Source organism: Corynebacterium jeikeium (assembly GCF_028609885.1).
GTDB classification, from domain to species: Bacteria; Actinomycetota; Actinomycetes; order Mycobacteriales; family Mycobacteriaceae; genus Corynebacterium; species Corynebacterium jeikeium.
This window is the reverse complement of the sequence record NZ_CP063195.1, coordinates 2,480,542-2,506,379: the sequence shown is the minus strand read 5'-3', so window position 1 is coordinate 2,506,379 and position 25,838 is coordinate 2,480,542. Positions and strand designations below refer to the sequence as shown.

At 62.6% G+C, this 25,838-nt stretch carries 23 protein-coding genes; 13 read left to right on the top strand and 10 right to left on the bottom strand.

Annotated elements, in window-relative coordinates:
• Window positions 1-42 precede the first annotated feature (42 nt).
• On the bottom strand, window positions 43-852 hold the full coding sequence (locus tag CJEIK_RS11235; protein ID WP_005292524.1) for an NUDIX hydrolase: 810 nt from the start codon (window positions 850-852) through the stop codon (window positions 43-45).
• A 391-nt stretch (window positions 853-1,243) separates the two neighbouring features.
• On the opposite strand from CJEIK_RS11235, the gene CJEIK_RS11230 reads away from it, so the two are divergent.
• From CJEIK_RS11230 to CJEIK_RS11210, 5 genes are read left to right on the top strand one after another with little or no spacing between them, the layout of a single operon-like run.
• Window positions 1,244-2,869 (top strand): CCA tRNA nucleotidyltransferase, encoded by a 1,626-nt coding sequence (locus CJEIK_RS11230; RefSeq protein ID WP_005292522.1) that lies wholly within the window; start codon window positions 1,244-1,246, stop codon window positions 2,867-2,869.
• Complete coding sequence (locus CJEIK_RS11225; RefSeq protein ID WP_005292521.1) at window positions 2,866-3,672, top strand: hypothetical protein; 807 nt, start codon at window positions 2,866-2,868, stop codon at window positions 3,670-3,672. The genes CJEIK_RS11230 and CJEIK_RS11225 overlap by 4 nt, the downstream gene beginning before the upstream one ends.
• Complete coding sequence (locus tag CJEIK_RS11220; protein ID WP_005292518.1) at window positions 3,673-4,425, top strand: AzlC family ABC transporter permease; 753 nt, start codon at window positions 3,673-3,675, stop codon at window positions 4,423-4,425.
• Window positions 4,426-4,818 carry a branched-chain amino acid transporter permease gene (locus CJEIK_RS11215; protein WP_005292516.1) on the top strand — a complete coding sequence of 131 codons (393 nt, stop codon included), beginning with the start codon at window positions 4,426-4,428 and terminating at the stop codon, window positions 4,816-4,818. It begins immediately after the preceding gene.
• A 48-nt stretch (window positions 4,819-4,866) separates the two neighbouring features.
• Complete coding sequence (locus CJEIK_RS11210; protein WP_034964123.1) at window positions 4,867-5,427, top strand: NUDIX hydrolase; 561 nt, start codon at window positions 4,867-4,869, stop codon at window positions 5,425-5,427.
• A gap of 46 nt (window positions 5,428-5,473) precedes the next feature.
• On the opposite strand, the gene CJEIK_RS11205 is transcribed toward CJEIK_RS11210, so the two are convergent.
• Both CJEIK_RS11205 and CJEIK_RS11200 read right to left on the bottom strand, forming a co-directional pair.
• Entirely contained in the window at window positions 5,474-6,487 is a 1,014-nt protein-coding gene (locus tag CJEIK_RS11205; protein ID WP_005292512.1) for a bile acid:sodium symporter family protein, read from the bottom strand.
• Between the two features lie 110 nt (window positions 6,488-6,597).
• On the bottom strand, window positions 6,598-7,971 hold the full coding sequence (locus CJEIK_RS11200) for an MFS transporter (RefSeq protein ID WP_005292510.1): 1,374 nt from the start codon (window positions 7,969-7,971) through the stop codon (window positions 6,598-6,600).
• A gap of 589 nt (window positions 7,972-8,560) precedes the next feature.
• Here CJEIK_RS11200 and CJEIK_RS11195 point away from each other — a divergent pair.
• The 3 genes from CJEIK_RS11195 to CJEIK_RS11185 all read left to right on the top strand — a co-directional run bounded on the left by CJEIK_RS11195 (window position 8,561) and on the right by CJEIK_RS11185 (window position 10,723).
• Entirely contained in the window at window positions 8,561-9,913 is a 1,353-nt protein-coding gene (locus CJEIK_RS11195) for an inorganic phosphate transporter (RefSeq protein WP_034964119.1), read from the top strand.
• 47 nt (window positions 9,914-9,960) lie between these two features.
• Complete coding sequence (locus tag CJEIK_RS11190; protein ID WP_005292506.1) at window positions 9,961-10,263, top strand: hypothetical protein; 303 nt, start codon at window positions 9,961-9,963, stop codon at window positions 10,261-10,263.
• Between the two features lie 208 nt (window positions 10,264-10,471).
• Window positions 10,472-10,723, top strand: coding sequence for a hypothetical protein (locus CJEIK_RS11185; RefSeq protein ID WP_005292504.1), 252 nt, complete (start codon window positions 10,472-10,474; stop codon window positions 10,721-10,723).
• 101 nt (window positions 10,724-10,824) lie between these two features.
• On the opposite strand, the gene CJEIK_RS11180 is transcribed toward CJEIK_RS11185, so the two are convergent.
• The 3 genes from CJEIK_RS11180 to CJEIK_RS11170 all read right to left on the bottom strand — a co-directional run bounded on the left by CJEIK_RS11180 (window position 10,825) and on the right by CJEIK_RS11170 (window position 13,745).
• Complete coding sequence (locus tag CJEIK_RS11180) at window positions 10,825-11,895, bottom strand: nucleoside hydrolase (protein ID WP_005292502.1); 1,071 nt, start codon at window positions 11,893-11,895, stop codon at window positions 10,825-10,827.
• Window positions 11,896-12,825, bottom strand: a complete 930-nt coding sequence (locus CJEIK_RS11175; protein ID WP_005292500.1) for a ribokinase — start codon at window positions 12,823-12,825, stop codon at window positions 11,896-11,898.
• Between the two features lie 329 nt (window positions 12,826-13,154).
• Window positions 13,155-13,745, bottom strand: coding sequence for an SdpI family protein (locus tag CJEIK_RS11170; protein WP_005292498.1), 591 nt, complete (start codon window positions 13,743-13,745; stop codon window positions 13,155-13,157).
• Window positions 13,746-13,829: 84 nt separating this feature from the next.
• Between CJEIK_RS11170 and CJEIK_RS11165 the strand changes: the two genes are divergently transcribed.
• The gene (locus CJEIK_RS11165; protein WP_005292496.1) at window positions 13,830-16,760 is read left to right on the top strand and encodes a leucine--tRNA ligase; all 2,931 of its coding nucleotides are present in this window, start codon (window positions 13,830-13,832) and stop codon (window positions 16,758-16,760) included.
• Between the two features lie 631 nt (window positions 16,761-17,391).
• Here CJEIK_RS11165 and CJEIK_RS11160 read toward each other — a convergent pair.
• The 4 genes from CJEIK_RS11160 to CJEIK_RS11145 all read right to left on the bottom strand — a co-directional run bounded on the left by CJEIK_RS11160 (window position 17,392) and on the right by CJEIK_RS11145 (window position 20,823).
• Window positions 17,392-17,898 (bottom strand): hypothetical protein, encoded by a 507-nt coding sequence (locus tag CJEIK_RS11160; protein ID WP_011274326.1) that lies wholly within the window; start codon window positions 17,896-17,898, stop codon window positions 17,392-17,394.
• Between the two features lie 243 nt (window positions 17,899-18,141).
• Complete coding sequence (locus tag CJEIK_RS11155) at window positions 18,142-19,068, bottom strand: universal stress protein (RefSeq protein ID WP_005292493.1); 927 nt, start codon at window positions 19,066-19,068, stop codon at window positions 18,142-18,144.
• A 25-nt stretch (window positions 19,069-19,093) separates the two neighbouring features.
• Window positions 19,094-19,561 (bottom strand): MarR family winged helix-turn-helix transcriptional regulator, encoded by a 468-nt coding sequence (locus tag CJEIK_RS11150; RefSeq protein ID WP_005292491.1) that lies wholly within the window; start codon window positions 19,559-19,561, stop codon window positions 19,094-19,096.
• 170 nt (window positions 19,562-19,731) lie between these two features.
• A complete protein-coding gene (locus CJEIK_RS11145) occupies window positions 19,732-20,823 on the bottom strand; it encodes an inositol-3-phosphate synthase (RefSeq protein WP_005292489.1) in 1,092 nt (363 codons plus the stop codon).
• 124 nt (window positions 20,824-20,947) lie between these two features.
• Here CJEIK_RS11145 and CJEIK_RS11395 point away from each other — a divergent pair, with 124 nt between their 5' ends.
• From CJEIK_RS11395 to CJEIK_RS11130, 4 genes are read left to right on the top strand one after another with little or no spacing between them, the layout of a single operon-like run.
• The gene (locus CJEIK_RS11395; RefSeq protein WP_005292487.1) at window positions 20,948-21,355 is read left to right on the top strand and encodes a DUF5318 family protein; all 408 of its coding nucleotides are present in this window, start codon (window positions 20,948-20,950) and stop codon (window positions 21,353-21,355) included.
• The gene (locus CJEIK_RS11140) at window positions 21,348-24,053 is read left to right on the top strand and encodes a transglycosylase domain-containing protein (RefSeq protein WP_115597308.1); all 2,706 of its coding nucleotides are present in this window, start codon (window positions 21,348-21,350) and stop codon (window positions 24,051-24,053) included. The genes CJEIK_RS11395 and CJEIK_RS11140 overlap by 8 nt, the downstream gene beginning before the upstream one ends.
• A complete protein-coding gene (locus CJEIK_RS11135) occupies window positions 24,034-25,659 on the top strand; it encodes a glycosyltransferase family 87 protein (RefSeq protein ID WP_005292484.1) in 1,626 nt (541 codons plus the stop codon). Before CJEIK_RS11140 ends, CJEIK_RS11135 begins: the two co-directional genes overlap by 20 nt.
• A complete protein-coding gene (locus CJEIK_RS11130) occupies window positions 25,652-25,834 on the top strand; it encodes a hypothetical protein (RefSeq protein ID WP_011274322.1) in 183 nt (60 codons plus the stop codon). Before CJEIK_RS11135 ends, CJEIK_RS11130 begins: the two co-directional genes overlap by 8 nt.
• Window positions 25,835-25,838 lie beyond the last annotated feature (4 nt).

Below are 25,838 nucleotides of genomic sequence, written 5' to 3'. Positions count from 1 at the left end.
TATTAGTTCTAACAGTCTGGGCTGGCAATCCGTTAGTGATCTCTAGCGTGGCGTGGCACGGCCAGCTTCGGCTTCCGCGCGCGCCAGGTCAGCGAGACTGTCGAAAGCTTGGCGGGCAAGGCGCCGCTCGTCAGCATAGGCCAGGTGCTCGATCAGGCGGTTGACGGGCAGCCAGCGGACCTCGGTGACCTCTGGATCCTCGTCATTCAGGTCGCCATCGACGTAGCGAAGCAGGTGGTGGTGGACGGTTTTGTGGATGCGGATGCCCTCGGAGACAAACCAGTAGTCGATGGTGCCGAGGTCCGCGATGACCTCCCCGGCCACGCCCGTTTCCTCCCACACCTCGCGCTCGGCGGTGGCGTGCTGGGATTCATCGGGTTCAATGTGCCCTTTCGGCATGGACCACAGCAACCTGCCGCGGCGGTCCAGGCGGCCGATAAGGGCTACGTAGATTGCGGAGAAATCAACCTCGCCATTTGGCTGCACTGCTTCCGCCAGGCCGGAAAGCACCAGGCCGCCCGCGGATGTCTCCACGGAGGTCGGCAGGCTCGAGTGCTCGTCGAAAGAGCGCGGGCGCGAGTTGTTGCGGCTGCGTTGGCGGTTGCGACTATTGGGGCTGGCGCCCTTCCTGCGGTGGGTTTGGTTCCGGTTGCTCTTGCGTTTGCCCTGGTTGGAGCTGTTCTGGGAGTTCTGGCCGCGCTGCTGTTGGCTGTTCTGGCTGCGCTGGCTGGCCTGGGAGCCTTGCTGCTGGGAGTTTTGGCCGCGCTGGCCGTTGCCAGGGCGGTGCTTTCTTCTGGAACGGCGGCGCCGGCGGCGGGGCGTGCCGTTTCCGGTGCTGTCGTTTCCACTCATTCTGATAACGATAGACGGTTATCTGCACAATGTGGAACTGAATGGCAGCGAAAGGACGCCACTGGAGGCGAATGGAACTGAATGGAGGCGAATTGCAGTGGAATGCAGAGGAATACAGCCGAATGCGTAGCTAGTTGCGGATGCCGCCCGTGCATTGGTGTTGTGAGCACCGACTCATGGGGGATCTGGCGCGGATCTTGGGGGTCCAAACGGGTGAATGTCGTTAGAACGGGAATGCGTTATTGAAATCGACTGTCGGTAACGCAAAGCGCCTGGTCAGAGAGTTGTGAATTCTGGGGGCGGCAGATGATGCCTTGCGCATTCCCGTTCTAACGACATTTGGCACCCGTTCGGGAGGTTTCTAAGGGGTTGGACGTCTGTCCGGGCGGTCATGAGGGGGCAGTTGGCACGTCGGAGGGGGCTAGTAGAATCTGGCAGCGTGACGAAATCCGCCCCCTCCCCCGCAAACTCGGAATCTGCGCAGGCCGCCGCGTCGGAGAAGCCGCGCACCATTGAAGGCATGCTGCAGGAGGCCTTTACCTCCCTGCGCGCACTAGACCGTGACCTCTTGCCACTCACCCAGGCCTTCCAAGACGCCGGTCACAGCCTCTACCTCGTCGGCGGGTCGGTACGCGACGCTTTACTGGGGCGCCTCTCCCACGACCTGGACTTCACTACCGACGCCCGGCCGCAGGCCATCGTCGACATTGTCACGCCTCTGGCAGAGACAGTGTGGGACACGGGCATTGAATACGGTACCGTATCGGCGCTGGTCAAGGGCCAGATCCTGGAGATCACTACCTTCCGCGCCGACCAATACGACGGCCAGTCCCGCAACCCCGAGGTCTCTTTCGGCGACAGCCTCGACGGAGACCTCATCCGCCGCGATTTCCGCGCTAATGCCATCGCACTGGAACTCTCCCCTGATGGAAACCACCAGCTCCGCGACCCCCTAGGCGGCCTCGAAGACCTCCAGGCCGGAGTGCTGGACACCCCGGACAGCCCGGAGATCAGCTTTAACGACGACCCACTGCGCATGCTCCGCGCTTGCCGATTCGTCTCGCAGCTGGAATTCGGCGTCACAAAGAGAGTCAAGGAAGCAATGGCGGCGATGAGCGAGCAGATCAGCCGCATCACCGTCGAGCGCGTGGCTGTTGAACTGAACAAGCTGATGCTTGGCGCGGCGCCATGGGTGGGGCTGGACCTGATGGTTGAGACCGGCCTGGCTGACCACGTGCTGCCGGAGCTGCCGGCTCTGAAGCTCACGCAAGACGAGCATCGTCAGCACAAGGACGTGTACTGGCACTCGCTGAAGGTGCTTCGCAACGCCGTGAACCTGGAGGCCGAGCGCGGGCTGGAGCCCTCGCTGGAACTGCGCATGGCCGCGCTGCTGCACGACATCGGCAAGCCCGACACCAGGGCGTTTACTGAATCCGGCGCGGTGACCTTCCACCAGCACGAGGTTGTCGGTGCGCGCATCACCCGCCGTCGCCTGCGCAAGCTCAAGTACTCCAAGCAGCACGTCCAGGACATCGGCCAGCTGGTGTTTCTGCACATGCGCTTCCACGGCTACGCGGACACTCAGGGCAAGGGGCAGAACCAGGACGCTCGCCGTGGCGCAGGGGAAAAGGACAACAACGAATCCACTTGGACCGACTCCGCCGTACGCCGTTATGTCAACGACGCCGGCAAGCTTTTGCCACTGCTGCACCTGCTGGTGCGTGCAGACTGCACCACCCGCAACCAGCGAAAGGCCCAGAGGCTGCAGCGCACCTACGACAATTTGGAAAAGCGCATCGAGCAGCTGCAGGAGCAGGAGGACCTCGCTGCCGTCCGCCCCGACCTGGACGGCAACGAGATCATGCAGATCCTGGACCTCAAGCCCGGCCCCGATGTGGGCAAGGCGTGGGCGTACTTGAAGGAGCTGCGGCTGGATCGCGGGCCGATGGAGCGTGAGGACGCCATCGCCGCGCTGAAACAATGGTGGGACGAACAGAAAGGTGGGGCGCAAAAGTGAGCGCTGACCAGCAGCCGAACGGCATGAACGACCAGTTCAACGTGCAGCCCGGCGACGTGATCTTCCAGGCGCCAGCCGCGGTCGTGGACCCGGATGGCTACCTCGACACAGCGGACATCGACCCTGTGCACCTGGAGGCGTTCGTGGATGCCTTCGGCACCTCGCCCGGCGTGCTTGCCGTGCCGGGGCTGCCCGGGGCAGACGCGCTACTGGTGCTGGAAGTGCAGGAGAATCTGGAGGCCGGTGATAGCCCGGAGGCCAGCGGCGCCACCATCGTGGCTGTCCGCCTGGGGCTCATGAGCAGCGAAGCCGTCGCCAACCACCTGCCCGCGCTGGCGGACAAGCTCACCAAGCCGAAGGTCTTCTTCATCGGTGGCGACAACGAACCCGTCGTGCTCGCCGTCGGATTATTAGACACTGACCGTTTGGAGCTGGACGCCACCAACCTACCTACCCCGAGTAGCCCTGAAGCCCCCGCCCCCACCCGCTTCGGCGCGCGCGGACAGTTCATGCTGATCAGCACCGCCGAAGAGGCACCCAGTGTGGACGAGCAGGTAGCGCAGGTTGTCGGCCACGTGGACCCCTCCATGCTGTGCGGCCTACGCCTCTTCCACAGCTACGTCCTCCTGCGTGCCACTGACGTGCGTGGCTGGCTGGATTCCGGGATCGCTGACCTCCAAGCCGCAACCGCAGAAGATGTGTTCACGGATCGACCGGCGGAGACGTGGCGTCAGATTATGAAGAACAGCCCGTTCCCCAAAAACCTGTTCGCAACCTGGGCAAGCCACCCGGAGCGCAACTAGATGGCCCCGAACACCACACGTCACGCCAGAAACGATCAATGGCGCGCCGGGATCGCCGACGCCTGGCCCGTGGCCTTGGGCATGGTACCGCTGGGCCTAGCTTTCGGCCTGTTGATCACCCAGGTCGGCTTCGCATGGTGGTGGGCGCCGATCTTCTCCTTCGTCATCTACGCGGGCTCCATGGAGTTCCTGGCGGTCTCGTTGGTCACGGGTGGTGTGGGGCCGCTCAGCGCGGCGCTCTACGGATTCCTGGTGAACTTCCGCCACGCGTTCTACGCCCTGAACTATCCCATCGCCCAGGTGCGCGGTTGGCTGGCCAAGGCCTATGGCATCTATGCGCTGACGGATGAAACGTATGCGATTCTCGCCGCCCGGCGCGACGCAAAGTGGTCGACCGCCCGCGTGATGGCGGTGCAGATTCTGCTTCAGATCGGCTGGGTCGGCGGTGGCTTGCTAGGAGCGCTGTTCGGCAGTGCTTTGCCCTTCGAGATCCAGGGCATGGAGTTTGCGCTGATCGCCCTGTTCACAGTGTTGGCGATCGAGGCCTTCGTGAGCTACAAGGACCTTTCCCTGCCGATTGTGGCGGCGCTGTGTGGGGCCGTGGGCCTGCTGGTCTCGCCGGACAACATGCTGATGATCGGCATGAGCCTGTACTTCGTGAGCCTCATCGTGCGCTTCTTGTGCCCGCCGCTGGACCGCGCGCTACGGCTGAAGGTCGGCGCGGAAAACGCTGCCTCCCGGGAGGTGGGGTAGTTGACCGCCACTACTGGCGCGCTTGCCGCGCCCGCCGTACACCTGCAGGCCGCCGCGGGCCTTCCAGAGGGAGTGGAGCTCGGCCCTACCTTGGCGATCCTCGGCTCGGTTTTCCTGGTTACTCTCGGCCTGCGCGGCCTGCCTTTCGCTGCCCTGCGCTTCTTCCGCGAATCCGACCTGGTCGCCTGGTTGGGTCTGGCCATGCCCGTTGGCGTGATGACCCTCCTAGTCGTCTACACAGTCTCTGGCCAGGCGGATGCGCCTGGCGGTCTCGCGGCGGTCGGCATCGCTTTGGTCTTCACCGTTGCCCTGCATCTATGGCGCCGTTCGGCCACGTTGTCGATCCTGTTGGGCACGGTGCTGTATCTGGTGCTGGTGAACCTTGTTTTTTGACGCCCCCTCCCCCGCCACACCTAGCCCCAGCACCGTAGAATGGCGCCCATGCCGACCCCAGATTTTATCGTTGAACTGCGCAAGAAGATTGGCCACGACGAGCTATGGTTGCCGGGCGTGACGGCCATTGTCATCCGGGACGTTCCGGAGGACGCGCCTATCTGGGCCGTGCCGGAGGTGCTGTTGGTCAAGCGGGCCGACGATGGTCAGTGGACTCCCGTGACGGGAATTGTGGACCCACGGGAAGAACCTCACCTGGCGGCAATCCGCGAGGTGCGGGAGGAAACCGGCCTGCACGTGCAGGTGGACGCGCTGCTGGGTGTAGGCCAGGTCGGCCCGGTGGAGTACCCGAATGGAGACGTCACCAGCTACGTGGACACCACCGTCCGCTGCACAGTGATTCCCGACCCCGAGACCGGCGAGTTCAACGACGAGCCGGTGATTGGCGATGACGAGTCGACGCAGGTGGGCTGGTATTCGATTTCGCAGATGCCGCCGATGCAGCCACGCTTCCGCTTGGTGATCGCTGACGCGGTGGCGCAGATGAAGCATCCGGCGGGTTTCCGTCCGCGTATGGGTTACGTGAAGCGGTTGCAGAAACCGGAATAGTGCGGCAAGTGCGCGGCAGGCTCCGTGCCCGCGTAAGCCCGAGCTTCTACCAGGTGTGCGCGCCCGTGGTCTTCCCGCCCTCGGGGAAGCGCGCGGCGTAGGAGCTGGCGCGCATGGAGCAGATCACCAGTTGTACCTGGTGGAAGATCATCAGCGGCAGGATCATCATGCCGAGGCTCGCCCCGCCGAACATCACTGCCGCCATCGGTAGGCCCGAGGCCAGGGACTTCTTGGTGCCCGCGAACTGGATGGCCACCTGGTCCGCATAGTCGAAGCCCAGCTTTCGCGAGGTCACGCTGGTAACGCCCAGCATCAGATGCACCAGCGCGATGGACCCCAGCACCAGGCCCAAAATCGTCAGCCAGTTGACGGAACTCCACACGCCGGAGACGATGCCCTCCGAGAAGCTGACGTACACCACCAGGCCGATGGAGATCTGGTCCACCTTCTTCGTCGCCTTGGAGGCCGCGAATTTATACACCCACCTGCGCAGCAGCTGGCCGATGGCAAATGGAAGCAGTAGCTGGACTCCGATGTCGAGGAACGTGGTGGCGTCAATATGAAAGCCTTCCGAAGAAGACATCAGCAACAGCACCAGCAATGGTGTGAAAAGCACTCCCAGAAGGCTAGAGACGCTGGCCGCGACGATCGAGGCGGCTACGTTGCCGCGCGCGATGCTGGTGAATGCGACGGAGGATTGCACCGTTGAAGGCACGAGGGTGCAGAAGAGAATGCCCAGGTAGAGCTCGTTTCCGATGACCGCCTTCAGCGGCATCATCGCCACGCCGATCAGTGGGAAGACCACAAAGGTGAACACCATGATCAGCAGGTGCAGCCGCCAGTGCATGAGGCCTTTCAGGGCCTCCTGCGGCGATAGGCGCGCGCCGTAGAGGAAAAACAGGAACGCAATGGCGACCTTCGTGATGATGTTGGCGACATCCGCCGCCTCGCCGCGCACGGGCACAATGATCGCCGTCACGACTGCGATGACGATCAGGACAATGAGGAAGTCCGGCCGGTAATTAATGATGCGATGCCATAGCGACTGTTTCTCTGCCATGGGCTTTTATTCTATTGACGCCCCCGCCCCCGCGACCCCTAACCGTCCAGAACGGATCAAGCGAGGGTGGGTTGGGCGCCTAACGGACGCTGATTGGGCGCCTGCGTGAACTAGACGATGGCGCGGTCGAGCTCCGCGACGGTCTGCTTCGGGATCAGTGTCGCCACGGCCGCGGCAATGCCGAGGATCACCGCTGCGACGATGAACGCGGTGACGTAACCGGCGGCGGAGTCCGAACCCTGGGGGGAGCCTGCGACCTGGAAGACCGGCAGCACTGCGAAGGACACGCCTGCGCCCAGGTTGAAGGCGGCGGAGTTCATGCCGGGCAGGAAGCCCTCGTTATCCTTCGGGGAGTTCACCACACCCAGGTTGTTGATGACGATGTTGCCGATACCCGCGTAGGTGACGCCCAATAGGATCACGGTGATGATCAGCACCGGCAGGGAGTGCACGCCGACGAAGGCCAAGGCCAGCATGAGAGCCGCGCTGGCGATGTTGGCGATGATGATCAGCCGTCCGTAGCCCACCTTCGGTGCCCAGCGTCCGGCGAAGGGTCCTACGGCCCAACCAATGAGGGCGTAGGGGGTCAGCAGCCACAGGGAGGCCTTGTCGGCCTCCAGGCCGAAGCCTGCATCCGGGTTCTGAGCCAGGGAGATAGCCAGGCCGTTGACTGCTGCGAACACGCCGGTCATGGTCAGAACCGTGGTGGCCAGCAGTGCCCAGGTGTGGCGACGGGCCAGGTACATCGGAGCGACCAGTGGCTGATCGTGGCGGCTTTCGTACTTCCAGAAGGCCAGGAAGACGATCGCGCCAACGATGAACATGGCGATGACGTACAGCCAGTTTGCTTCGCCGGCCTTGCCTGCCTCGTTGACGCCCAACGTGATGCAGAGTACCGATACCACCAGCAGGGCAGCACCAGCCCAGTCCATTTTCACATTGTCCGACGGCTTGGACTCCGGCGCGCCGAAAGCAATGACCAGGGTGGCGATGGTGCCGATGATGGCGATGAGCCAGAAGACGGAGCGGAAGCCCCAGTGCTCCGCCATCCAGCCGGCTAGGATCACGTCGATACCGGCGACGCCGCCGTTGATGGCTGCGAGCAGTCCCATGAGGGTGCCCAGTCGGACCTCCTCCTTGACCTGGCTGCGCAGGATGATCAGGGTCATGGGGATTGTGGGGCCGGCGATGCCCTGCATCGCGCGGGCGACCATTAGTACGCCAATGTTGGGCGCCAGCGCGGCGATGAGTCCGCCGAGGGACATCACACCCAGCATGATGACAAGGATCTTCCGGCGGCCAACAATGTCCGACAGGCGTGGCAGGAATAGGCCGCACATGGCGCCACCTGTGAAGAAGGCAGTCTGGGTGAGCCCCGTGGCGGCCTCGTCAGTATTCAGCTCGCGGGCCATGGTGGCTAGCACCGGCGAGAGCATGGAGGCGTTCAGCTGGAACGCGACCGCCGCGGTGATCAGCACGGTCATGAGTAGGCCGATACCGCCGGGGCGGGAGTCGACCGGATCCGGTGAAGCTGCCACAACCGTGGCAGGGGTTCCAGTGGAATTGGTTCCACCGGCTGCGCCACCGGACTTTCCGGATGGTGCGTTGTTGGAGTTTGGTTTGTTGGAGTTCATGGTCGGCTCCCGTGAGTTACGTCAAAAACATCAGTAGAACGTTTGGTTAGCACTCTAATACATCAATAGGTTTCCGATAAGGGCTAAAGATTGAGTTATCAATCACCCTCGGGTCACCCCGTCTAATATGAACGCAAGGTTAACAATTTCCGGCGGGGGAATGAATCTTTTAGCTTGAGTTGGCGCGGGGGTGCTTAATCAATGCGATAAGTTTCGGAGTGTAGCGTCAAGAAAATTCCTTCTACCAGCTAAAACATCGGCGGATAAGGGAATTCAAAGATAGGGCGGGGCTGAACTCCGCAGTGTTGTTCAGCATTAGGAGGCGGAGTAGCTTAATTTCCTGTCGGAACCCCGCAGGAGCCATTCGAGTGTTTGGCTACTGGCCCATTCCGAATTCACCGCCAGTAATAAGAATTACTTAATGTAAGGGGTCACAGTCGTGACAACGACACTCATCATCATGGTCATTGTGGTGCTCACCGCACTGGCCTTTGACTTCACCAACGGTTTCCATGACACGGCCAACGCGATGGCAACCTCCATCGCTACCGGTGCGCTGAAGCCGTTCACGGCAGTCGCCATCTCTGCTGCTCTGAACCTGGTCGGCGCATTCCTCTCCGTCAACGTGGCTGCAACAGTCGCCAAGGGCATCGTCAACCTCGATTCCTATGATCTAGCCAGCGGCAGTGACGGCGATGCCTTGCTGCTTGTCGTATTCACCGGCCTGATCGGTGGTATCTTCTGGAACCTGTTCACTTGGCTGTTGGGACTGCCCTCCAGCTCCTCCCACGCGCTGTTCGGCGGCCTCATCGGTGCGGCTTTCGCCGCTTTGGGTACCGGCGGTGTTGCCTGGAGTTCCATCATGGGCAAGATCATTGTCCCGGCAGTGGCCTCCCCATTCATCGCGGCAATGGTTTCCGCGGTCGGTACATTCATGATCTATTGGGTGACCAACACCATCCCGCACAAGGTGAAGAACGAACACTTCCGCCATGGCCAGATCGTCACCGCCTGCCTGGTGTCCCTGGCACACGGTGCCGGTGATGCGCAGAAGACGATGGGCGTGATCTTCCTGGCTCTCGTTGCCGCGGGATCCGCGGACGAGGCAGCCCGCATCCCAACCTGGGTCATCGTAGCTTGTGCCGTGGCCATCGCGGCAGGCACCCTGTCCGGCGGCTGGCGCGTGATCCGCACCCTGGGCAAGGGCCTGGTGGAGATCGAGTCTCCGCAAGGTATGGCCGCAGAGTCCAGCTCCGCCGCCATCATCTTGACCTCCGCCGCAGGCGGCATGGCACTGTCCACCACCCACGTTTCCACCGGCTCCATCCTGGGTACCGGTCTGGGCCGTAAGGGTGCTGAGGTTCGCTGGGGCGTGGCAATGCGCATGGTTGCCGCATGGCTGATCACCCTGCCCTGCGCCGCGGTCGTCGGCTTTGTCTCCTGGTGGATCGCCACCGGCGTGTCCAAGATGACCAACACCATGGGCGGCGTGATCGTCGACTTTATCCTGCTGATCGCCATGACCGTCCTGATTGTGATCCGCGCTCGCATGAACCCGGTCGATGCGAACAACGTTAATGACGAGTGGGATTCGAACGCAGAGTCCGTTGACTCCTCCATCAAGACCGGCACCACCGCTGTTGCCGCCCAGACCACCGACCGCGAGCCCACCACCGAGCACGACCCGGAGATGGTCGGCGCCGGCTACCCCTCCCCCTCCAACACTGTCGCCGAGGTCGTCGCAGATCCGAAGCACCCCGGTCTAGGTGGCACAGGCAACACAGGCAAGTAAGCCTCGCGCAACTTCGCCACAAACAAACACAGAAAGCGTGAAGAACAATGACTGTTGCTGAAATCTTCGAGGCCATCATCCGAGTAGCTGGCTTGGCGCTGCTGTTCGGTGCCGGCATCCCGATCCTGTTTTCTCTGGGTATGCGCTGCATGACCGGTGACCCGATTCGCGACGACAACGGCGTGATTGTCGGGGATACCGAAGCTTCTACCCAGATGAAAGTTCTGGGATGGACCGTCTACGCGGTGCTGGCGTTCGTGATCGTCCTGGCCATCGTGTGGGTCGCGAAGGACTCTCTGAATCACTACTTCGGTTGGAACCTGTTCCCGGGAATGGGTGGCCACCACTAGGCTGAAAGGAGCTTTTGGGCCCACAGCCGCAAACATTCGGCCAGCGGGGTGACTTAGGTCACCTTGCTGGCCTTTTGAGGTTTTTTAGACAAAAAGTGGATTTTCGGGAATTTGTTGGTAGATTCAATCGTTGTAACAACTGCGGTATTTGTATTGAGCACCGCAGTACGAAGGCACCATTCAACTTGAAAGCGAAGAGGTGAGCCCAATGATGACCTTCAGTGAGATCTTGAGCAAGGTTTCTACAGTATTCTCGAGCTCCACCGCGACTGGGCTTGAGGTGCTGGATAGCACTCCGGCCGTGGAGCGCGTTGTGATGGAGCTGTTCGACCAGGACCTAATCCCAGCCACGACGAGCGACGTCGCCGACGCGCACCGTACCGTTTTGGGTAGTGACGCCACCGTGGAGGACGTTCTAGACGTCGAGAACTACCTACTAGGCTTCGGCTGGCTGCGCTAGCCCAGTTGGCTGCGCTGCCCTAGCTGGCTGTGCAGGCAGTTTAGGCAGCTTCAGGCAGTTTAAGGCCGCCCAAAGCCGCATAGAGCTCTCGAAGAGCTTCTTTAGAAGCCGGTATTTCCGATGCGCTGCAGCGCGTCGACCAGCAGGTTCCAGAAGCGTTCTGCATCGACGTCTACAGCCACGCGGGTGTGTAGGGTTGCGCCCGCTGCACCAGGCTGGCCGGTCGTGCCGGTTGCATCCGCTGCAGTGGCGGACGCGGTGGCGTCAAAATCAGAATCATCCGCCGTGCCCAGCGCCGTCGGGTCCTGCCCGCCATCCTGGCTACCCCAGGTGCGCCGCAGGTCCACGACCGTCGCCCCGCGCGTCAGCTCGCCCTTGGTCTCCACGTCGATGGGCGCCAGGATTGTGCGCACGACCTGCGGGTCTGCCACGGCTGCGACGGCCAGCGGGTCGTGCATCGGTGGGCCGGGGTAGTGGCGCTCTTTCATGTACGCACCGCCGAAGAACTCCACAAGCTCCGCGATGAACTTCGCCACGTCCGTGTCGACCTCTGCCAGCTGCGCCATCCGCTGCGGCGTGGCCAGCACCTTGTGTGTGACGTCCAACCCGACCATCGTCACCGGCCAACCCGCGCCGAACACGATCTTCGCGGCCTCCGGGTCGGCCAGGATGTTGAACTCGGCGCTCGGAGTCATGTTGCCCGCGTGGTGCGCACCACCCATCAGGGTGACGCCACCCACGCGCTTCACCAGCTCGGGATACATGCGGGCAAAAAGAGCGATGTTAGTCAGCGCTCCCGTGGGGACGAGGGTCACACTACCCGGCTCGTTGTCGCGGATGAGGTCCGCAATGAGGTTCACCGCATGGCGTGAATCCAGCTCGGCTCCGGCGGCGGGCAACTGCGGGCCGTCCAGGCCGCTGTCCCCGTGGATTTCCTCCGGAATGATCTGCGGCGCCACCAGCGGACGGTTTGCTCCGGCGGCGAAGGGAATGCCAGTGATGTTGCCGACGCGAGCCAGTGCCAGGGCGTTCTTGGTGACCTTCTCCAGCGTCTGGTTGCCCGCCACCGTCGTGACCGCCAACAGGTCCAGGTCAGGGTTTCCCCAGGCTAGGAGCATGGCGATTGCGTCGTCGTGCCCCGGATCGCAGTCCAGGATGATCTTCTGAGTCATTTATGCTTCTCCTAGTCGACGGATTTCGTTTTCGGTCGCGTAGCTGCCAGCTGCGCCCCGCTTCTGCGTGGCCAGCGCCCCGGCGGCCGCGCCCAACGTGCACGCATCCACCAGGTTCTCCCCCTGCGCCAGCGCTGCCGCGAGCGTGCCGCAGAACGCATCGCCTGCACCAGTGGTGTCCACGACGCGCTCGACGTAAACGGCGGGGATGTGCACCGGTTCGGCGTCACCTTCCACAATCATGGCTCCGCGCTGCCCCAAGGTAACCACCACAGAGCGAGCGATGTGGCGCAGGCGATCCAGCAGTTCCTCGATGGGCGTGCCGGGGGCGGCGTCGAGCACCGCGGCGGCCTCGCCCTCGTTTAACACCAGCGGGTCGGCGGCGGCCAGCAGGTCGGGGTCGCGTGTGGTTACCGGTGCGAGGTTTAGCACCAGCCGGGAGTCCGAGTTCTCCACCAGCTTCGGCAGCTCCGCACTGTGCTCGGGGGTCAGTTCACCCTGTGCAAGCACAATCGGCACGGGCCCCTGGCGGCGTAGTTCTTCAACGGTTTCACGCTGCTGGGCAGGGCTGACCAGCTCGTTCGCGCCCGAGGTAACGATAATGATGTTCTCGCCACTCGGGTCATTCATGATGAACGCCCGACCGGTTGGCTGTCGGCTACTTACGATGTAGTCGGTGTTTACGCCGTGTTCGCGCAGCTCTGTGATTGCGAGTTCGCCCTGGGGGTCGTTGCCTACCGCAGACAAAAGCACGGTATTGACGCCCATGTGTGCGCAGGCTGCCGCCTGATTAGCGCCCTTTCCGCCCAGCCCCTCTATGCCGGGTTCTGCGATGGTCGTTTCCCCTGGCTGGGGAAAGTTCTGGACAGTGACGAAGGTGTCGACGTTGGTGGTGCCGGATACGACGACGGTGGCGTTGGAGTCTCTCATGGTTCCCCAGAATACTGAAGAACACTGGGTTAGCTGGCGCGGTGGAACAGGGGCGGCGAGTGCAGTGGAGCTGGGGCAGCGGGTGCGGAACTGGGGATCTTTGGGGTGGCGGTGGCCGGTTGGAAGGGGGTATGTCCCAAATTCCAGGTCTTAGAACATAACTATTCTATTTCCGCAGGTCAGGGCACCGCGATTTTTAGCTTCAAACCCTCTACTTCCAATAACTCGACGATTTGGGACATTGGCCCTTGAGGAACCGTAAGGCTGGCAGGAAAAAAGCCCCCGACGGGGGTCGGGGGCTAGGCCTGTGTGGGGTTTTGCGCTGGATTCTACGCTGGGTTCTGGGCTGAATCTTGCGCCGAGGCGGCCCGCTGGGCGGCCTCCCAGTCCACGCCACCGCCTTGGCAAGAGCCATTCAGCGAGCAGCTTCCGCACGCTTGGCCGCTTGCGCACGCCTCCGCGCTTACGGCGCCGTCGCTGCCAGCGCCGGAAGCGCCGTTTGCCTCGCTGGAATCGCCGCAGCAGGAGTCCGAGGTGGCGTCACCGCTAGAGCAACAGGAAGAACTGGCGGCCTCGAGTTGGGCGGCGCGGGCGTCCAGGCGGGCGACGGTGTGGGCGCCCAACGCAGAGCCCAAGCCGATCAAGAAAACAGCTCCAACCAGCAACAGCGCAAAGATCAGCCACATCCAGCCGCTGACCTTCAGGGTGATCAGCGCGGCGCCCATAAACGCTGCGCCGGCGCCCATCCAGGCAGGACCGACGATCCGGTGCGCGGTGTTCCAGAGTTCCTCAGACTTGCGAACCTCCGGAACTCGCAGGCCAACGACAGGATTGCCCGGCAGCTTCCCCACAGCCCCCAGCAGTCCTGCGATGAAAAAGGCCAGGCCCACGATTACCAACACAATGGTCAATACGATCATGTGAAACAGTCTATTACCGCAGGTGGTCAACAAGCCAAACGCAATAACCTGCCCTGTCCGGGCGACCTACTAGACTGTTAAAACATGACCAACGGCAGCACTGAAGACAATTCTTACCGCTACACTCCAGGCCTTGCGGCCAAGATCGAGGCCAAGTGGCAGAAGCACTGGGCCGACAAAGGCACGTTTAACGCCCCGAACCCGACGGGCGACCTGGCGGAGCCGGGCGCGGAGCTGCCGGAGGACCGCAAGTTTATCCAGGACATGTTCCCTTACCCCTCCGGCGTGGGTCTGCACGTGGGCCACCCGCTGGGTTACATCGGTACGGACGTGTTTGCGCGCTTCCACCGCATGAAGGGCGCAAATGTGCTGCATACGCTGGGTTACGATGCCTTCGGCCTGCCCGCCGAGCAGTACGCTGTGCAGACCGGCACCCACCCGCGCACCACCACTATGGCCAACATTGCCAACATGGAGCGCCAGCTGGGCCGCCTGGGCCTGGGCCACGACAAGCGCCGCAGCTTCGCCACCACGGATACGGATTACTACCGCTGGACGCAGTGGATCTTCCTGCAGATTTACAACTCCTGGTTTGACCCGGAGGCCAAAAACGCCAATGGCACCCTGGGCAAGGCTCGCCCGATTAAGGAGCTGGAGGAAAAGCTCGCTGCCGAGCGCGCCGACTGGGCGGATCTCAGCGCCGCCGAGAAGCAGGAGATCCTGGATAGCTACCGCCTGGTCTACCGCTCGAACTCGACGGTGAACTGGTGCCCTGGCCTCGGCACTGTGCTGGCGAATGAGGAGGTCACGGCGGAGGGGCGCTCGGAGCGCGGCAACTTCCCCGTCTTCCGCAAGAACCTGCAGCAGTGGATGATGCGCATCACCGCGTACTCCGACCGGCTTATCGACGACCTGGAGTACCTGGACTGGCCGGAGAAGGTGAAGTCCATGCAGCGCAACTGGATCGGCCGGTCGCGCGGCGCGGAGGTCACGTTCGACTGCCTGGGCAACGACATTGACGTGTTCACCACGCGCCCGGACACGCTGTTCGGCGCGACGTACATGGTGCTGGCCCCGGAGCACGAGCTGGTGGATACGCTCGTTGCGCAGTCCGGTAATTCTTCTTCGGGTAGTGACGCCTACACGGATGTCGACCCACGGTGGACCTACGGCCAGGCAAACCCGGCCGCCGCGGTGGAGGCATACCGCGCGGCAATCGCCGCCAAGTCGGACTTGGAGCGCCAGGAGAACAAGGAGAAGACGGGCGTTTTCCTGGGCGTTTATGCTACTAACCCGGTGAACGGCGCACAGGTGCCGGTCTTCATCGCTGACTACGTGCTGACGGGCTACGGCACCGGCGCGATCATGGCTGTGCCCGCGCACGATTCCCGCGACTTTGAGTTCGCCACCGAGTTCGGGCTGCCGATTGTGCCGGTGCTGGCGCCGGAGGGCGCCGAGGCTGGCGCAGGCGAGCAGGGTGGCGCCGAGCTCACCGAGGCTTTCACCGAGGACGGCCCGCACATCAACTCCAACAACTCCGACGGCCTGGAGCTCAACGGCCTGGGCAAGGCGGAAGCTATCGACAAAGCCATCGAGTGGTTGGAATCCAAGGGTGTAGGCAGCGGCAAGATCCAGTACAAGCTGCGTGACTGGCTGTTCGCCCGCCAGCGCTACTGGGGCGAGCCCTTCCCCATCGTCTATGACGAAGACGGTACGGCACACGGCCTGCCGGAAGACATGCTCCCCGTCGAGCTGCCCGAAGTGGAGGATTACAAGCCCGTCAGCTTCGACCCGGACGATAAGGATTCCGCCCCCCAGCCCCCGCTGGCCAAGGCCAAGGACTGGGTCGAAGTCACCCTGGACCTCGGCGACGGAGAAAAGACCTACTACCGCGACACGAACGTCATGCCGCAGTGGGCAGGTTCCTCCTGGTACCAGCTGCGCTATATCGACCCGAACAATGACAATGCCCTGGTAGACATTGAAAACGAGCGCTACTGGGTCGGCCCGCGCGAAGGCCGCCCCTCCGGCGGCGTGGACCTGTACGTCGGCGGCGTGGAGCATGCAGTGCTGCACCTGCTATACGCCCGCTTCTGGCACAAGGTGCTGTTCGACCTCGGCGTAGTCTCTAGCTTCGAGCCCTACTACCGCCTCTACAACCAGGGCTACATCCAGGCCTACGCCTACACGGATTCCCGCGGCGTGTACGTTCCCGCGGAGGAGGTCACCGAACGCGACGGTAAGTTCTTCTGGGTTCGCAAGGCGGATGATGCTGAGGGCGTCACAAAGGAAGAAGAAGTATTCCAGGAATACGGCAAGATGGGTAAGTCCCTCAAGAACGCGGTCTCGCCCGACGAGATCTGCGACGACTACGGTGCGGATACCCTGCGCGTTTACGAGATGGCGATGGGTCCGCTCGACACGTCGCGGCCGTGGGCTACGAAGGACGTGGTCGGCGCGCAGCGATTCCTGCAGCGCGCGTGGCGCCTCGCCGTCGACGAGAACACGGGTAAGGGTTCTGTGAGCGATGACGCCCTCACGGATGAAGACCTAAAAGCCCTGCACAGGACCATCGCGGGGGTTCACGAAAACTATGCAGAGCTGCGCGACAACACGGCTGTAGCGAAGCTGATTGAGTACGTGAACTACCTGACGAAAACCTACTCCGCCGGGCAGGCTCCGCGGGCAGCCGTGGAACCGCTGGTGCAGATGCTGTCGCCGGTGGCGCCGCACATCGCCGAGGAGATGTGGGAGATCCTGGGCCACTCCGAGGGTATTACTTATGAGTCCTTCCCCGAGTGGGATGAAAAGTGGCTGGTGGATGACACTATTGAGTTGCCAGTGCAGGTGATGGGCAAGCTGCGCGGTCGCATTAACGTGGCGGCGGATGCTTCGCGGGAGGACATTGAGGCTGCTGCGCTGGAGGAGCCGAATGTTGCTTCGCACATCGAGGGCAAGACGGTGGCGAAGATCATCGTGGTGCCCGGCAAGATGGTGAATATCGTCGCGAAGTAACGGCCGCGCTGGGGGGTGCGTGTTGGCGCGCCCGCTGGGCCCCCGGGGTGGCTGGCGGCGGCCCGCCCCGGTGTCGGTAAATCCACGCTGCGCCCCCGGGCTCCGGGGCGTCGCGGTGCTGGTGCAACTGGGTTCGCACGGGGACTCTATACGGGGCGGCGGCCGGTGCTGTGCCGCCGCTCCCGCTGACTTGCAGCTCCGCTCGAGGGGCAAATGTCCCAAATTCCAGGTCTTAAAACATAACTATTCTATTTCCGCAGGTCAGAGCGTTGCCATTTTGAGCTTCAAACTCTCTACTTTCAATAACTCGAAGATTTGGGACATCGCCCCGATTGAGCTCTTGGATAGATGTCCCTCCGAGTTGCGTCAATAGGAGCACGTCAATAGGAACACTCTGCAGGCTGGTTTTGGTCAAAGGGCGGGAAGTTCCGGGGATGATTGTCCCAAATCTTCCACTCTGTTTTTATATGTTTCTATTCCTGCAGGTCAGAAGTTTGCAAACTCTATGCTCCACAGATGCTACCTGCCGAAAGTGGAAGATTTGGGACACTGCCCGCGAGACCAGGCGAGGCTGGGGGAAGTGAGGCGCGGAGCTCGTGGAAGTGATACGGAGGTTGGAGAACTAGAGGATCTAGAGGCCGTGATCGAGAAGCATGTACGCGCCGACTGACGTGATCCAAGCCATGCAGAACGGCATGATGAACCAAATCACCGCCACCCATGGGCGCCAGCGCTGGTGGTTTTTCCACTTGTAATAGGTAATGAAAGCCGAGCCGAAAAGCCCAAAGAAAGCCACGGAGGTGGGAATGATGGCGAACAACAACTGGAAGGTTCGGCTGCACAGCTGCGCGGACGAGTCCGCCTCGCAATAAGGGCCGCCGATGACCTTGGATGCAATCCAGACCAGGATCGCGGACAAAGTGGTGGCCACGATGATGCCGACGAAGAACCAAATCGCTTGGCGAGTGGACCTATTGTTGCGCTCGAGGCGGAGCAATGGGTCGGCTTCGTAGTCCAGCTCAGAGGGGGCGCTGGGACGATCCAGCTCGGACATTTCGAGATGGGAGCTTTCGGGCTGGGAGGAAGGGTCCGGGTTATCAGCAGGTGAGGGGCCGTTGTTCAAACCATCATTGCTCATAATGACCTCAAATCTACACTTCCTGCTGCGTAATCAGAACCCGCGCGAGTTCTCACAGCGCGTGCGTTCTCACATCGCGCGAGCTCGGCCGTTGCGCGGCAGTCCGCCAAGCGACGAGTGGCGAAGCGGAACCTGTGGCGCATTGGACAGCGGGAAAGCGCGCTGGCTGCGGGGAGGCAGGCTAGGCAGCGCGGAACCTGGCGCGCCGCCGCCCCGGGCGATGGGCAGAGCGCTAGACAGTGCTTAGACAGTGCTTAGCAGTACCGGCACCGGGCTGTGCCGCAGAATCTGGTTCGTCGACGGGCCGATGAACACGCGGTGGAAACCACCCAGCGTGCTGGATCCCATCACCAGCAGATCGCCCTTCTTCCACTTGAGGGCGTTGATCGCGCCGGACCAGCCGTAGCCGCTGCCGACCTCCATTTGCACGGTCAGGTCGCTGTGCCTGTTCAGGGCACGATCCCGGCCACGGTCCAACAGCGCCAGTGCCTGCTCGCGCCACTCGACCATCATGTCCGAGTTGTCGATGAACTCCGTCTCCGTCGGGTACATCGTCGCCCCACGTGGGCTAAACGCCACCAGCCTCAGCGGAACATTCCATCGATGCGCCAGGTCGGCGGCGCGGCGCAGGGCCTCGTGCGACTGGTCGGTGTCGATGTAACTGCAATTGACCCTAGTGACGCCACGTTTCGACAGCTTCGGCGTCCGCGGAGCCAGCAGTAGTGGCAGCGGGGCGTAGTGCAGCAGTGCATCAGCCGTCGAGCCGATTCGGAAGCGAGAATGCGGCGCGGCGGGGTGGGAGCCCAAGACCATCATGTCGGCGTTGAACTCGGCGGCGGCGTCAATAAGAGCCTTCGTTTCCGAGTGATCAACAGTGACGGTGGAGGGTTCGGCGTCCAGCATCTTTTCCGGCAGCTTGGCAAGGGCGAGGGCCTTCTGCGCCGCGGAGGAGACGGCTTTGGATTCCTTTTCGATCCACTCCGAGTAACTGTCGAACTCCAGTTCCGGCTGCGCCGTCCAGGAGCGCGAGATGACCGTGGCGGTGCGCAGGGCGATGGTTTCCGTGCGACCGATCCAGGCGGCGACCTGTGCGGCCTCGTCACCTGCAGATTCAGGGCGCCACGTGAGGAGTAGACGGAGGGGGTTAACGGGCTTAGGGGTGTTGCTCAAGGAAAATTGCTCGCTAGCTCCAGCTTTAGTGCTGGTCGTTGTTCAGCTTTGCCTCTATAGCTTCAGTGTAGCGGCGCAGAACCAGTTCGATGACAGAGGTGGCGTCCGCAACTTCCTTGAGTTCTTCCTCGCTGAGGCTGTCCAGCATGCTGGCCAGCTGCTCGGCGCGCTCTTCGCCCAGGCGATCGAGCTCCTCGCGACCCTTGTCGGTGAGGGCGACGCTCACACCGCGGCGGTCGGAGGTGTCGCGCACGCGGGTGACCAGTTCCATCGTCTCCAGCTGGTTGACCGCGTTGGAGGCGGTGGGCATGCGGATCGTCTCGGTGGCCGCGATCTGGCTGATGCGCATTGGGCCGTTTTCCTCGAGAATCATGAGGATCGACAGTTGCGCCATGCTGATGTGCGAGCTCTCCGTTTGGCGGAAGTACAACAGGTACAGGCGCGTCAACGGGAGGCGCAGTTTCTTGGCAATTTCAAGAGGTGTGGAAGCCATAGGTACTAAAATACAACAGTTTTGCAAGTAAATGCTCATGAGGGTCGCCTAGCAAGGCTGTTTTGCCCCCTACGGATAAAAACAAGTGCCGGTGACGCCCACTGTTGCAAAGGCGTGCACCGACACTCCCGGCGGTCTCCCAACCCCCTTCTAGGCCCGTTAGTCAGCGCCTAGGCGCCGTTGATGAACTCTTCCAGCTGCGCGCGGGCGACATCGTCCGGCAGCTGCGTCGGCGGGGACTTCATCAGGTAGCTGGAGGCCGCCTCAACCGGGCCGGCCACTCCCCTGTCCAGTGCGATCTTCGCGGCGCGCACAGCGTCGATGATGATGCCCGCGGAGTTCGGGGAGTCCCAGACCTCCAGCTTGTACTCCAGGTTCAGCGGCACCTCTCCGAAGGCGGAGCCCTCCAGGCGGACGTATGCCCACTTGCGGTCGTCCAGCCACTCTACGTAGTCGGACGGGCCGATGTGGACGTTGCGGTCGTGGACCTTGCCGGCCAGCGGGCTTTCCGTCAGGTTGGAGGTCACGGCCTGGGTCTTGGAGATCTTCTTGGATTCCAAACGGTCGCGGTCCAGCATGTTCTTGAAGTCCATGTTGCCGCCGACGTTCAGCTGCATTGTGCGCTCCAGGCGCACGCCGCGCTCCTCGAAGAGTCGGGCCAGCACGCGGTGAGTGATGGTGGCGCCGACCTGGGACTTGATGTCATCGCCGACGATCGGCAGGCCAGCTGCGCGGAACTTCTCGGCCCACTCTGGGTCGGAGGCGATAAACACCGGCAGGGCATTGACGAAGGCGCAGCCTGCGTCGATGGCGCACTGTGCGTAGAAGCGGTCGGCCTCCTCAGAGCCGACGGGCAGGTAGCTGACCAGCACGTCTACGTTTGCGTCGCGCAGGGCCTGCGGCACGTCGACGGGCTCTGCGTCGGATTCGGTGATGCTCTCCTGGTAGTGGCGGCCCAGGCCGTCGAAGGTGTGACCGCGCTGCACGGTCACACCGGTGTGGGGGACGTCGGCGATCTTGATGGTGCAGTTCATGCCCGCATCGATGGCCTCGGAGACGTCCTTGCCGACCTTGTCGGCGTCCACGTCGAAGGCAGCGGTTACGTGCACGTCGCCAACTGAGTAGGGGCCGAACTGGGTGTGCATGAGGCCGGGGACGTTCTCGGTCGCGGCAGCGTCAGAATAGAGGTGAATTCCCTGGATCAATGAGGACGCGCAGTTGCCGAGCCCCACGATTGCGATGTTGCAAGTCTTAGATGTCATGCGGACAACGCTAGGCCGTGGGCAGGTAAAAACCGTTCTTCGTCGGCAGGTTTACCGATCAAGCGGGGCTGGTGTATCGATCAAGCTTGCGCGGGGTGGGGGTTGTCTGGGTCGTGTTTAGAATATGGGTGTGTCGATTTCGCGAAGGGTTATTGATAGGTCGCTCGATCGCCGTCGCACTCTTTCTCAGGTGCGTGGGGCCGAGCGCTTTGTTGGTGACGCCACCCCGCGGCTCCTTTCGTCTGCGGAGGTTCTAGGCCAGGCAGTCGACCGCCCGTGTCCGGTGTGTGGAAAGTCTGATTTAAGGGAAACGCTGTGGATTCACGGCGATGTATTAGGTGAAAAGTCGGGTACAGCGCGTAGTGTAAGAGAGATCAATGGTGTTATTGATGCGCTAGTGAATGTGCAACAGGATGCTGAGTTTTCGATACACACCGTTGAAGTGTGCATGAAGTGTAGATGGAATCACTTGATCCGAGAAGAGCTGATCGGGATCACGATCGACAACCAGGAGACTCGTCTAGTTGAGTAGCGACAAGCCGTCCAAGAACCCGTTCTCCCGCGATGGCGCCGGAAATTCCGGTGCTGGCCGGGGCGGACAGCGGAAGCCGGGCCAACCGGGTAGGCCTCGCCAGGGCCAGTCGGGTAAGCCCGGCCAGCCCGGCCAGCCCGGCAGGCGCAGGGCCGCGAACGGCAACCCCGCGCACGCTAAGCCCACGCGGGGTCGCCCCGCTCAGGGTCAGTCGGGTAAGCCCGGCAAGCCTGCTAAGCCTGGCCAGCCCGGCAAGCGCCGGGCTGCGAATGGCAAGCCAGCACAAGGCCGTCCAGTGCAGGGCAGGTCAGCACAGGGCCGCCCAGCACAGGGCAAGCCTGTGCAGCGTCGTGGTACCAAGCCGGTGAAGTCCGGTGGTCCCCGCCGAGCTGCAGCCGCAGCGGGCGCTGGGGCTGGTGCTGCGGGGGCGGCGGCGTCACAAAGAAAGAGGCCGCAGAACAACGGCCAAAACAGGCCCAACAAGAATGGGCCTAACAAGAATGGACCACAGACTCGCGTGAAGAAGAATGGATCCCGCTCAGTGGGCGATGGAAAGCTGAAGGCAAGGACGCGCAAGAAGCGCAGCTGGCGCGATAAGCGCACCCTGCGAAACTTCTTCGCGGGTCTGGCGGCCGTCATGGCAGTGCTGATTATTGTGCCGCTGGTGGCATTCTTTACGGCGTATTCGGTGACGAAGGTGCCGGAGCCGGAAGAGCTGGTGAACAACCAGATCTCCTACATCATGGCCAGCGATAACAACACCGAGCTGGCGCGCATCGTGCCGCCGGAGGGCAACCGCCAGAACGTCAAACTGGACGAGGTCCCAATGCCGGTTCGCCAGGCCGTGCTGGCCGCCGAGGACCGCGAGTTCTACAGCAACCCAGGCTTCTCCGTCTCCGGCTTCGCCCGCGCGGCGGTCGGCCAGGTATTGGGCCGTGAGGGTGCTGGTGGTGGATCGACCATTACCCAGCAGTACGTGAAGAACGCGCTGGTCGGCGACGAGTTCAGCTTGAGCCGTAAGGCCAAGGAGCTGGTTATCTCCGCAAAGATGGCTCGTGAATGGTCGAAGGACGAGATCCTCGAGGCCTACCTGAACACCATCTACTTTGGCCGCAATGCCTATGGCATCAGTGCGGCTTCCCACGCCTACTTCGACAAGGACGTCAAGGACCTCACGCCGGAGGAAGGCGCAGTACTAGCCGCGACCATCCAGGCGCCTTCGGGCCTGGATCCGTGGACGAACCGCGAGCGTGCGGAATCGCGCTGGAACTACGTTATGGACGGAATGGTGGGGATCGGTGCCATGAAGGAAGTCGATCGCAAGAACGCCGTGTACCCGCAGGTGAAGGACCCGGCGGAAACCGCGGAAAGTACCCAAGCCGTGGGAACTAACGGGCTAATCAAGACTAAGGTGATCGAAGAGCTTGAGCGCGCGGGCATCACTGAGGAACAGGTGAATACGGGTGGTCTGAAGATCACCACCACCATTGACGCGAAGATGCAAGCGGATGCGGTGGACGAGATCCACAAGAAGCTGGAGGGCCAGCAGGAAGGCCTGCGCACGGCCGTGGCCTCCGTGGATCCGAAGACCGGCGGCGTGCGCTCCTGGTACGGCGGCGATGACCCGGTGGGATTCGACTTCGCCGGGGCAGGTCTGCAGACTGGTTCTACGTTCAAGATCCTGGCACTGGCTGCGTACCTGGACCAGGGCGGAAGCATCTACGACCAGTTCGACTCCTCCCCCGTCATGACCGGTGACGCGCAGGTGAATAACGTTGGTGGCGCTAGCTGCGGCACATGCAGCATCGCCGAAGCGTTGAAGCAGTCGCTGAACACCAGCTTTATCCGCCTGACCCAGTCGCTGAAGGGCGGCCCGCAGGACGTGGCCGACATGGCGCACCGCCTGGGCGTGGCCGAGGAGCTGCCGGGCGTGGGCAAGACTCTGCAGGAGGCAAACGGCAAGCCTGCCGAGGGCATCACGCTGGGTATGTACCAGTCCAGCCCACTGGATATGGCTACCGCGCTGGCCACCCTGACCAACGGTGGCACCTACCACCGCCCGCACTTCGTACAAAAGGTGGAGAACTCCAATGGCGACGTGCTGCTGGATAACACCAACGACGACGGCGACCGCGTGGTTTCCGAGGAAGTCGCAAACGGCGTTATCCAGGCGATGCAACCCATCGCAGCGTACTCCAACGGCAACACACTGGCCGGTGGCCGCCCGTCGGCCGCCAAGACCGGTACGGCCCAGCTGGGTGATACCGGCGAGAATAAGGACGCCTGGATGATTGGCTCGACCCCGCAGCTGTCCTCCGCAGTCTGGGTTGGTACCGCCGAGGGCAAGCCGATCCACAACAGCTACGGCGGCGTGATGTACGGCTCCGGCCTGCCCGCCCAGATCTGGAAGGGTGTGATGGACCGCTCGCTGGAAGGCAAGGAGGTCGAACAGTTCGGCACCGGTGCAGCCGCATCCTCCGGCGGCGGTGGCTCCGTGGGTAGCGGATCAGCCCAGGGCGGCGAGGCGGCTGCTCAGGAGCAGCCGGTGGAGCAGGAAGCTTCGGAACCGTCTTCCGCGCCGGCGCCCGCCCAGCAGCCCGCCCCGCAGCCCGCGCCGCAGCGCCCGGCCCCGCAGGGTGGCAACCCGCCGCAGAACAATGATCTACAAGACCTGATCGATGGAATCCTCAACCCATAGGAAACCGATCGCCGCGGGCCAACGTGCGGAGCAGGACTCGCAGCCGGTCTCAGGCCAGCGCGCCGAGCAGCGCATACTGCCCTCCCGCACCGAGCCTATGGCCCGCGGATTCATCCGCTTCATCGGCGGCCCACCCGGCGCCCACGCTTTCATCGGCCGGGCGAACTGGTGGACTCCCCTACGTGTCCTGCTCGCCACCGCAGCCACGTTTCTTATATTCGGTTGGCTGCAGAAGGCACAGTGCATCCGCACCGGCTTCGACGGTGCCGGCAACCCTTACGTGGACTGGTCCGGGAAGCGCCAATTCACCTCCGCCTGCTACTCCGACACAGTCTCCCTTTATGCGGGCCGTGGGCTGGATAAACTCGACTTCCCTTACTTCACCTCCTTCACCGACGATGGCGTCACGCGGTACATGGAATACCCCGTGCTCACGGGCCTGTACCAATGGCTGATGGCTGCAATTGCGCGTCCCGTGGAAGCCGTGTGGAACTTCCTCCCCCTGCCGCAGGCAGCCCCTGCGGCGATCTACTTTGGCGTCAACGCATTTTTCCTGGCTTTGTTCTGGCTGATCGCCACCGGTCTGATGACGAAACTCACCGGCAACCGGGTGTGGGACACGCTGCTGATGGCAGCCTCTCCCCTGGTCATCGTCCACGCCTTCACAAACTTCGACTTGCTGGCCTGCGCGGCGGCCGTCGCCATCCTCACCTTCTGGGCCAATAGGCGCCCAGGCTGGGCCGGCGTGGCTACCGGCGTGGGCGTGGCGCTGAAGCTATGGCCCGCGTTCATTGGCGGCGCGCTGATCCTGCTGTGCCTGCGCCAACGCGCCTGGGTTCCGCTGGCGAAGCTGGTCGGCTGGACCTTCGGAAGCTGGCTGATCGTCAACCTGCCGATCATGGTTTTCGCGCCGGAAGGTTGGTCGCAGTTCTTCAAGTTGAACTCCGAACGCGGTTGGGAAGGCTCGACCATCTATGCCGTCATTGCGCACATCTTAGGTAATGACGCCTGGAACGGCGTCTCTCCCACCAGGTCTGTCGAAGGCGCCGAAACTCTCAACCTGCTGACAGGCGTACTGCTGCTGATCGCACTTCTGGCTTTAGCCTGGCTGGTCATCTTCGCCGCGCCGCGCACTCCGCGGGTCGGCCAGGTGGCGTTCCTGGCCACGCTGGCCTTCATGATTACAAACAAGGTGTGGAGCCCGCAGTACTCCATATGGCTGGTGCCGCTGCTGGTGCTGGCTCTCCCCCGCTGGCGATTGGTCTTTGGCTGGGCGGCATTGGAGACTGTGTATTGGTACCTGCGCATGTGGCAGTTCCTGCCCGCAAACCAAGCGGCACCGTACTGGCTAGTCGATACCGTGACTATCGTCCGGCTTGGCTTGCTGGTTTTCATGGCAGTGCTGGTCATCCGGGAGATCATGGGCCGTAGCCCAGATCGGATCCGCGAGGCCCACGGAGGCCGTGACCCGCTGGCCGGAGTGCTGGCCGAGGAACCTGCGGATGCGCCAACCAACCACTCCGCGCGCGAGAACGGGAATGGTTCTGGCGGAGAAGTTGGCGTCAAAAAGAAAGGCGCCGAAAAGAAAGAGAGCAATGATGGATAACACGACCATTTTCATCACCATGGCGAGTGTGCTGGTGGGGTTCCTGTGCGTGGGCGGCAGCTTCGCGAGTTTCATGTACGGCAAGTCGAAGAAGCAGGTATGGACGCTTTTCAGCTTCGCCGTCTTGTTCCTGACTATCGTGCCGGTGGGGTTGGCGGTATTCGTCGCAGCGTAGGGAG